A 10249-nucleotide genomic window follows, 5' to 3' on the forward strand; every position below is an offset into this window, starting at 1 on the left:
GTTTATTATTTACCAAACAAATTTTTAAAATGTTTATTTTTTTACAAACATAATATGTTATTGTTTGAAAAATGTCAATTTTACTTTTTAATAACAGGTTGTTTTATACTTTCTTATTTATAAAAAGGATGCCTCAAAAGACCTCTTAAAATGTTAGAACTCTTAATTTACACAAAAAAAGCACCTCAAAGGTACTTTTTCCTAATGAGATGCCATTCTAATTTATAAAAATATTAAATGGTACTTTCTATACTTTTCAATCTAATTCTCTTATTCCAAAGGGACTAATTTCAAATCTTCAATTGACAATTTCTTACAGTACTTTACAATTAAATTGTAAGGTAAATTTAATATTCGACATAATTTAATGTATTTAAAAAACCTGTTCTCAATAGGGAAAATCTTTACATATTATTTTCCTTATAGACTAATATATTTAAAGATAAACAGTAGAAATAATTGTGACAAAAGATATAATTTTAGGTCAGTCTTTACTGTCTTTAAATAAACGGAAATTAATGATTTCTTTACAAGATAGGAGGAAGTTATGTCAATTTACAATGAAAAACTTATTGAGCTTTTATCAATCGAACAAAAATTCGATAAATCCTTTTTGCATATAAAACTATTATTTAATCAAGAAATAGAACTTCATTGGGAAATTGACAACGAAACGGCCAATCTTATGAAATCAAAAATTATTTTTGATGAAAATTATAAGTTTAGCCTTTCTTTATGTAGTACTTGGGATGAGGATAAAAATCAGTTTACTAGTTTTGTAACCAAATCAAATAATAATGAGAGTGAAAAAATCTACTTTTCTTGTTCAGAAGAGTTTCATCTTCAACTTCACTCCATAAAAAATATGAAGGATCTTAGGATTTTAATTGATCTACCTTATTTATCAATTAGTCGATCCAGTACAAAAAAAGAAAAGATTAATTCAAAACGGTATAAACTTTATGGTTGGCTTACTGTAGCTGCTATTAGTATTCTATCGATTAGTTTAATAGCTTATAAGAGTCAAACTTGTAAATCAGAATCTTTATTTTGCGGAAAAAAACCAGCAAAAGCCGAAAGTGTTTCAAAGGCACAAAATACAAAATCTCCAGAGAAACCAATTAAAACCAATCAGGATAAACATGATCCAATGAAAACTGATATTAAAAACGTATCTCAACCGAATGGGCACACAAATGAGCCGGATGTTAGATATGCAATAAAGCAAGAACCAATCAATAAACCTGTCCAATCAATTTATCCGAATGTAAAATTAAACAATGTAGTTAACTATAGTATTCCACCAGGTAGCGTAGCCCTTACTTTTGATGATGGTCCCTCGAAACATTCAAAGGAAATTGTAAATGTTTTAAAAAAATACAAAGTTGGCGGTACTTTTTTCTACATCGGAGATAATGTTCAAAGATATCCTGATTGTGTACAATACGCATATTCTAACGGTTACTCAGTTGGAAGCCACTCCATGCACCACAATAACTTCTTAAAACTATCTTATAAAAATCAAGAAGATGATCTGGTTAGAACAAGTAACTTAATAACAAATATTACTAAGCAAGAAACAACTCTCTTTAGACCACCATACGGTGCAAAAAACCAAGCAACTATTGAATTAATGCAAAAACATCAATTTAAAATGGTTTTATGGGATAAAGACACTGAAGATTGGAAGAACCGCAATACAAATACAATTATAAATTACGTTAAAAGCCACACCGAATCTGGAAGTATCATTCTACTTCACGAAACTAAACCTTCTTTAGATGCTTTACCACAAATTATTGAATATCTTCAATCAAAAAATTTAAAAATTGTTAGTTTAAATTAAAAAAGTAGTCGCTATTATTTTAGCGACTACTTTTTTATTCAAACGTTTGTTTAAACTTTAAAATCCTAATGCATGAATGTATCTCTTCTTCATCCGTCGATTTCTTATTTACCAAGCCTTTATTAATAAATTTATTTCTCTCTAAAATTTGGATTGATTTTTGATTTTCTGATTGAACAATTCCTTCAATGACATGTAATTCAAGTGTACTAAATCCATATGCTAACACTGCGTTTAATGCCTCTTGCATGATTCCTTTCCCTTGAAGCTCTGGTGAAAGTTCATATCCAACTTCCCCTTTCGATTGCTCGACCGAAAAATTCCACAAGCAAATAGTACCGATTAATTGATCACTTTCTTTAAGAGTAATTGCCCAAAGAACCCAATCATTACGTTCAATTCCGTCATTAATCATTATTATATATTGAAGTGCTTCATCAACTTCTTTTGCAATCGGTCTGTTTATATATTGAGACATCTTTTCATTTGATCGTAATGCGAATATTTCATATTGATCTTCATTATTCATTTGTCTTAAAACTAATCGATCCGTGACTATTTTTGGAAATGGGTTAAAATTATATTTTTCTTTCATCATATATCCTCCAACTAAATTAATAAGATTAGTACAGTTTACAGACTCTTATTCCTATTATCTATAATCTCAATTTGTAAATAAATAGCTATCATAGAAGAAGCACTTTGTACGATCAACAATTTCAAATAAAACGACTATAAAAGAGCAAGATTTTAAAATCTTTGCTTTTTTTATACTTTAAAACGCTAGTTGATTGTACTCCTTGGCTCTTTTTTTTGATTAATTGTCTATAGTTTGTTTACGAATAGGTATGCCATCTGTATACTACTAATTTAGGCCAAATTTCCATTAAACTACGTGGCTGATTTTTTCGTAAAAATTCCCTAAAATATTTTTTACTTTTTATAAAACTTTTTCGAATAGGTATACGTCTTTAATAATGTGTACCTTCTTAGATACGTATCTCAAAAAAGGAGCTCTTTAAATGAAGGGGAAATTTAATTTAGAAAAGGAACTTGTAGATTTTATTATTAATAATAAAGATGATTTTTATCGGCTAGCTTATAGCTACGTTAAAAATTCAGAAGATGCGGTGGATATATTACAAGATTCTATTCATAAAGCCATTTCCTCAAAAGATAAATTAAAAAATGAACAATCTTTAAAAAGTTGGTTTTATAGAATTGTAGTAAATACATCATTAGATTTTTTAAGAAAACAAAAAAAAGTAACTGTAATGGATGAAGAAACGATTGAGTTATATTCTTCAGGACAGGATGATAATTATACGGATATTGATTTAGAAAGATCATTAGAATCTTTACCAACTAAATATCGGGCTGTAATTGTCCTCAGGTATTTCGAAGACTTAAAAATTGAAGAAGTTGCTGAAATTTTACAGGAGAGTCCAAATACTATAAAAACTCGTTTATATAAAGCTTTAGAAATACTCCGGATTAAAATGAAATGAATTTATTTTTGGGAGGCCAATTAGTTGGATAAAAAATTAGAAAAATTAAGATCGGACTATAAAAATGTCCCTATCCCTGATAATTTGGACATTATTGTTAAAAAAGCAATTAAACGTTCCATACAAAAAAGATTCCCTCTAAAGTCAATTACAGGTTTTTTTACTGCTGCACTTTTTGTTTTATCAATCAATACTAGTTCGACTTTTGCAAAGACATTATCGAATGTTCCAATACTTGGAAATGTTGTTAATGTACTAACTTTTACTGAATATACTGTAGATGAGCCAACCTATAAGGCAGATTTAAAAGTCCCTGCGGTTAATAATTTAAAAAATAAAGATTTTGAGCAAAGCTTGAACAAAAAATACTTAGAAGAAAATAAGAAGCTATATGATCAATTTATGAAAGAAACAGAATCTGTAAAAAAGGATTCTGGTGCACACTTAGGAATTGATAGTGGTTATGAAGTGAAAACAGATAATGAAGACATATTGTCGATTGAAAGATATGTTGTTAATACTGCTGCTTCCTCCTCAACAACTATGAAATTTGACACAATTGACAAGAAAAAGGAGATTTTATTGTCACTACCTATTCTTTTTAAAGATAAATCATATGTAAAGATAATTAGTGAAAACATTAAAGAACAAATGAAAGAGCAGATGAAAAAAGATGAAAGTAAGGTATACTGGATACCGGAAGCAAATCTTGACTATTCAATTGATCCTTTCGTAACAATTAAAGACAATCAAAATTTTTATATAAATAAAGATCATAAGCTTGTTATTTCATTTGATAAATATGAAGTTGCCCCTGGTTATATGGGTGTTGTTGAATTTACGATACCAACTGACGTTCTTTCAAAAGTTTTAGTTGGACATCATTATATTAGATAAATTTTAATCAAACGAATAAAGGAGCCACTCTTAATTGATTAGGTTTGGCTCTCTTAAAACATTAAACAAAAAGCCAGATATATAAAGAAGGCTGACATAAATAGTTAAATTAGGGGAAGGGGAAATTATTAATGAACTTCGCGGTTCAGACGGTTAAGAAATTAAATTTTATAAGGGCTCAACATTTGTTCGAAAAAGAAATTGTTTATGAGGTGTTTAAACAAAGAGGTTCTGCTTATGTCTAATACAAATAAACAGTTTCGTTATATGGCTGGATTAGACGGGCTTAGAGCATTAGCAGTTTTATCGGTCATTGCATATCACTTAAATTTTTCTTGGGCTTCTGGCGGTTTCCTAGGAGTAACAGTATTCTTTGTACTTTCAGGTTATTTAATTACTGATTTATTAATTGCCGAGTGGAGTACAAATCAAAGGATCGACTTAAGAAGTTTTTGGTACCGCCGCGCAAAAAGACTTTTACCAGGAATGTTCACCTTACTACTAATAGTTATTGCATTTGTTTCATTATTCAAATCATCAATGATCGGAAACTTAAAACAAGATTCAGTAGCTGCAATATTTTATTACAGTAATTGGTGGTATATTTTCCATCATCTTTCATATTTTGAGTCTTTTGCAAATCCATCAATATTAAATCATTTTTGGTCGTTAGCAGTTGAAGAGCAATTTTATATTATTTGGCCAATCCTTACTGTATTAGGCTTAAAATATATTAAAAATAAAGATCGCCTATTTTTATATACATTAGTTGGTGCAATCGTTTCTGCATTACTGATGGCTATTTTATTCCATCCGGGTAGTGATCCTAGTAGGGTCTATTACGGTACTGATACGAGAGCTTTTTCATTATTACTAGGAGCTTCTTTAGCATTAGTATGGCCTAGCCGAAAACTTACAAATAACGTTACAACCTCTGGAAAGATTTTAATTGATCTAGTTGGGATTACTGGTTTATTTATTTTTCTACTTATGGTCGGTAAAACAAATCAATATGATAGTTTCCTTTATCGCGGAGGAATGTTCCTATTGTCTATTTCCGCTGCAATGCTAATCGCAGCACTCGCTCACCCTACAAGTAAGATTGGTAGATTCCTAGCAATGCGACCATTGAAATGGATTGGATTACGATCATATGGAATCTATTTATGGCAGTATCCTGTAATTATTTTATTTTCCCCTAAGGTTAACACTGGCGATATTTCACTTTTTAGAGCAATTTGTCAAATTACTTTAATATTTGTTCTTGCAGCACTATCCTATCACTATATTGAAGACCCAATTAGAAAAGGTAAACTGGGTATACTTTGGAAGAACTTCCTCGCAGGAAATATAAATTTAAAAGAATTCTTTTATAAACATATTGTGATCATAAGCACGTTTATTTTACTATCTGGTATCGCAAGCTTTGGATTATCTGTCCTCCCTGATGCTAAGGGTGTAAAAGCAAGCTCAGAAATTGAATCGGTTCAATCTTTATCAAAGCAATCGTCTGAAACTGTTGTTGAAAACGATACTAAAGAACCTCCTTCAACAGCTATAGTTGATCACGATAAACAGGTAACTAAGCCAATTCAGCAAAATGATGACAATAAAACAGTAAATAATGAAGAAAAAACAGTAAATAAAGATGAAAAGCCAGTTACTGACAATACAAATAAGCAAAATAATAATGGTCAAACAACTGAAGATTCTAAACCAGTTGTAAATAACAATCAAACTCCAAATACTAATAATAATAATAAACCTGCTGAAACGAATAAGCCGGCTGTTTCAAACAATAGTGTATTTATCATAGGAGATTCTGTTGTTATTAATTCAATTCCTGAACTCAAAAAAACATATTCATCCCTTTCGGTAAATGCTAAAATTGGAAGACAATTTACTGAAGCATCTGCAATTATTCAACAAGCAAAAAATACAAATTCGCTTGGTAATATTGTTGTCATAGAGCTAGGTACAAACGGTCCGTTTACCGTAAAACAAATGTCTTCTCTCATAGAGTTAATTGGCAAAGATCGAAAAATTTTATTTGTTAACACACGTGTACCAAGACCTTGGGAATCAATTGTTAATAAAACTTTAAGAGAAGTTTCAAGTAAATATTCAAATACTAGAGTTGTAGACTGGCATAGTGCTAGCGCAAATCATAATTCATATTTTTCTCCAGATGGCGTTCATTTAAAACCAGATGGTGCAAAAGTATTTGCTTCATTACTAATAAGTTCAATTGAATCTTGGAAGTAACACCGGTTAAACTAGATAAATGACGAAAGACCACAAGTTGAATTTTGGACTGCACCCCAATTGTTAGACACGGCTAACAATCGGAGGTGTAGTTTTTTTATGGCTAAATTTACATTAGATCAAAAGATAACTGTTGTTAACGGGTACTTAGAAGGTAATGGATCACTAAGAAGTATTGGAAAAAAACATGGTATATACCATATGCATAGTCTAAATTGGATTGCTCTCTAAAACGAAGAAAAACCACAAGGTAATTTTCCCTTGTGGCTTTATAACACGAATTTCCTTAATCTTGCACTCTAGTTAAAGCTCTTTTTCAATTCTTCTAACGTTAACTTACCTACTTTTTCAACTGGTTTAATTGAAGTTGGGAAATATGGATTGATTGACATAAAATTCTTTTCAACATAGTTGAAGTCTACAATATCCACAACACCATCTTTATTAAGATCTGCTTTTAGGTTAACTCCTGTTTCCCCTGCACTATTAGCAACTAGCTTCGCATCATAAATATCGATTACATTATCTCCATTTACATCTCCAGCAGCAGCAGTATCAGGATACAAGTCGTAGTACATTCCTTGTACTTTTCCATCAATCGTTTTACTTAATTTGATTTTTTTAGTGTATAAGAAATGCCCAGGAATATTAATGACTAAGGAATAATCATCTGCAGTTGCAGGAATATCAGTGATTGTCATCCATCCATTTTCTTGAATTGATGCATTATATTTTTTACCTTTTTTATCAACAACATAAGCCTTTGTACCAATCTTTGAATAATCCAAATCATAATTATCTAAATTTACAGCTTCACCATGGTAATAACCTTCTAACATAGAGTGCTGTGAAATGAATTTAAATTTATCAGCATAGGTAGGTAAAGTAAACTTAGTTCCATCATTTGTTTGATAAGACGATTCTTGAGAATTGAATCCACTTTCTACAAAATAATTTAGATCATCAATGACTTTTAAATTAATATCTAGTAAATTTATATCGCCATTAATTGAAACTGGTAATTTCGTCTTTTTGTCTGTAATGTCTACAGCAAATGTATTAATATCTGACCAATAATCCTCTTTTATGCTTGGCTTAGCAACACGAATCGTCCAATTATTTTTCTTCACCAAGTCCTCTAACTGTTTTGATGCTTTAACGCTATCAACTTTATAATAATGTGGAAGATCGATTGTAATATTAGCGCTTGTTAAATCTTTCGCGTTATTCACCCTAAATGTATTAACAAACTCAGAACCAAGACTTACCCCATTTGTATTTGTATTTACAGTTGCATACTTATCACCTTTGTTAATAATCGTAAATTCTGGGAAAGTCGGATTTCCAGCAGTTCCGTGATCATAAGTATAAATTCTTATATTCGTCGGATAATTTGCATATTCCTCTGGCAATACACCAAATTTGAAGTCCCCATTAGCCGTAGGGAAAAACTGTGCAGTTGGCCAAAAAGAATCTTGATACGCATAAACTGTATTTGCTTCTTGCGTAATGTCATGTCCTCTACTCTTCAAATAATCAACCGTATCATCATAAACATTACCATGAACCCAATATGCGTTATAATCCTTGCCATCCATTTGGTTATTTTCCGTAGTTAAATCTGTACTAGAGATTTCATTTACACCTGTTTTCTTATCAAACACTACTTTCGGAGGTGTATTATCGATAACCATGTCATTATCAACTTTGTACGTTTTACCATCTACTCCTGTACCAATATATGAAACAATATACTTACCTTCTTTTAAGTCTTCATATTCGCGAGATAAAGGATTATTCGGATCACCTGTAAAAAGCTTTACTGAACCGGTGAAACCGAATAAGATAAAGTATTCAGTATCAAGACTAAGATCTTCCATACCAGTATACGTTCCATATAATCCAATTGGTTTACCGTTTAAGTCACTAACGATTACATCCATCGATTTCATTCCACTATTCATTTTAAATGAAACAGGTACAAATGGCTCTATATATGGATGGAAGTTACTTAGATCGTTCGTTACAGCATGTTTATAAAATGTCACGTTTTCGAAACCACTAGTTGAGTAGCGTACGTGGAAAGGAATTTGATATTCCTCAGTCTTCGATTCATTTTCAATGTGAATATAACCTTCATAAATACCTAAATCGGCATTTTTTGGAATCATTAAGTTTGCATCAATATTAATACTTTCATTTCCATTTACTTCAATTATAGATGGTAATTCTAATTTAACACCGCTTTTACTAGCATCCTTTGATACACCATCAATTGTTAAAAATTCTACACTTGTATGATACGTTTCTAGTTTCTTTCCTAAATTTTTAATATTAATTGAAGTTGTTCTAGTTTGATCCTCGCTTGATTGTGCAATACTTCCAAATGGTAGTGATCCAGATATATCATCGATTTGTTTTTTGAAGCCATCTTGATCCAGTGTGTTCGTTTTATTTTGTACTTCAATCAATGTTGTATTATGAACAGCCTCATAAGCATCCACTCGTCCTGCTCCAACTTCGTTTACGTTGTACGTTCTTCCTTTTAACGGATCAGCTGTATTCATGAGCGCTGCTTTAACATCAGCTACTGTATAATCTGGATGGGATTGCAGTAATAATGCTGCTACTCCAGCAACATGTGGTGTTGCCATCGAAGTTCCACTTAAACTTGCATAGCTATGAGAATAATCTACTCCATCTTCAGGGCTATTAATATATTCAGGTACCGTTGAAAGTGTTGATACACCTGGTGCTACTACATCTGGCTTAATATCAAAGTTATTACTCACTGGTCCACGTGAACTAAAGTCTGCTAATACATCACCAGTGGTCATGTTTGAATGGAAATCTGAAAGTTTAATAGTTGCTGTTGGATTCACTTTTAAACGATCTACAAGTTTCGTTCCATCTTCTTGTAACATTTTAAATGTCGGAACATAGCCATAGTTTTCACCTAAGAAATATGGAATTTCACCATCTTCATTATTGTAAATTAAGACAGCTAGTGCACCTTTTTCATTTGCACGTCTAATTTTTTCATCAAACGATATATCTCCACGGGCAATTAGAGCCACTTTTCCATTTAAATCTTTCCCAGTATAATCTTCCTCGTAACCGTTTCCAACATTAACAACATGATAATCCTTATCGATCACATTTAAGTAATCCATACCTAATCCATGTCCCATTAATGTATTTTGGACTGAAACATCACCTAAACTTGTTTTTACTGTTGGAATATCAGTAGGTACATCGCTTGCACCTACAGTGATTGCTAGGGGAGATGCCCCCGGTGATCCAATTGTACCTGACGTAGGTCCAGCATTTCCTCCTGCTATAACTGGTACTACACCCTGTAATGCTGCATTATTAATTGCAACAGATGTTGCATCAAGAGAATTGTTATTTCCATTTCCTAAAGATAGATTAATAACATCCATTCCGTCTTCTACGGCTCTCTCTATCCCTGCAATAACACTTGAATCTGAACCTGATCCATAAGGACCTAATACTCGATATGCATACAAGTCTACATTTGGAGCAACACCTGTCATTGCATATTCCACATCATTTTTAGGGCTGGATGCGATTGTACCTGCAACATGTGTTCCATGTTCAGTTACAAACGGATTTCCATCTATAGATTCGGGCATTTCAGATGCTTTTTGATCTGCAGGAGTTGATTCCATCGGATCATTATCATTATCAATAAAATCATATCCACCTTTAT

Annotated in this window: 7 protein-coding genes; 5 read left to right on the top strand and 2 right to left on the bottom strand. The window is 31.6% G+C overall.

Features of this window, described 5'->3' with window-relative positions:
* The first annotated feature begins 547 nt into the window (after nt 1-547).
* On the top strand, nt 548-1846 hold the full coding sequence (locus tag CN514_RS12815) for a polysaccharide deacetylase family protein (RefSeq protein ID WP_098232928.1): 1299 nt from the start codon (nt 548-550) through the stop codon (nt 1844-1846).
* Between the two features lie 34 nt (nt 1847-1880).
* On the opposite strand, the gene CN514_RS12820 is transcribed toward CN514_RS12815, so the two are convergent.
* Nucleotides 1881-2441: a GNAT family N-acetyltransferase gene (locus CN514_RS12820; RefSeq protein ID WP_176525895.1), complete on the bottom strand. Its 561-nt coding sequence runs from the start codon at nt 2439-2441 to the stop codon at nt 1881-1883.
* Between the two features lie 427 nt (nt 2442-2868).
* Between CN514_RS12820 and CN514_RS12825 the strand changes: the two genes are divergently transcribed.
* From CN514_RS12825 to CN514_RS25320, 4 genes are all read left to right on the top strand, one after another.
* Nucleotides 2869-3354, top strand: coding sequence for an RNA polymerase sigma factor SigV (locus CN514_RS12825; protein ID WP_098232930.1), 486 nt, complete (start codon nt 2869-2871; stop codon nt 3352-3354).
* 24 nt (nt 3355-3378) lie between these two features.
* On the top strand, nt 3379-4251 hold the full coding sequence (gene rsiV / locus CN514_RS12830; protein WP_098232931.1) for an anti-sigma-V factor RsiV: 873 nt from the start codon (nt 3379-3381) through the stop codon (nt 4249-4251).
* Nucleotides 4252-4488: 237 nt separating this feature from the next.
* Nucleotides 4489-6516, top strand: coding sequence for an acyltransferase family protein (locus CN514_RS12835; RefSeq protein ID WP_098232932.1), 2028 nt, complete (start codon nt 4489-4491; stop codon nt 6514-6516).
* A 99-nt stretch (nt 6517-6615) separates the two neighbouring features.
* Nucleotides 6616-6747 carry a transposase gene (locus tag CN514_RS25320; RefSeq protein ID WP_141529370.1) on the top strand — a complete coding sequence of 44 codons (132 nt, stop codon included), beginning with the start codon at nt 6616-6618 and terminating at the stop codon, nt 6745-6747.
* A 68-nt stretch (nt 6748-6815) separates the two neighbouring features.
* Here CN514_RS25320 and CN514_RS12840 read toward each other — a convergent pair.
* Nucleotides 6816-10249 (bottom strand): S8 family serine peptidase (locus tag CN514_RS12840; protein ID WP_141529371.1); only part of this gene is annotated, 3434 nt, incomplete at its 5' end.

The organism is Bacillus sp. AFS001701, from assembly GCF_002559405.1.
Classification (GTDB): domain Bacteria; phylum Bacillota; class Bacilli; order Bacillales; family Bacillaceae_G; genus Gottfriedia.

Coding starts and splice junctions, on each gene's coding strand:
- CN514_RS12825 (WP_098232930.1), top strand. CDS start 2,869: ATGAAGGGGAAATTTAATTTAGAAAAGGAACTTGTAGATTTTATTATT.
- CN514_RS12835 (WP_098232932.1), top strand. CDS start 4,489: ATGTCTAATACAAATAAACAGTTTCGTTATATGGCTGGATTAGACGGG.
- CN514_RS12815 (WP_098232928.1), top strand. CDS start 548: ATGTCAATTTACAATGAAAAACTTATTGAGCTTTTATCAATCGAACAA.
- CN514_RS25320 (WP_141529370.1), top strand. CDS start 6,616: ATGGCTAAATTTACATTAGATCAAAAGATAACTGTTGTTAACGGGTAC.
- CN514_RS12820 (WP_176525895.1), bottom strand. CDS start 2,441: ATGAAAGAAAAATATAATTTTAACCCATTTCCAAAAATAGTCACGGAT.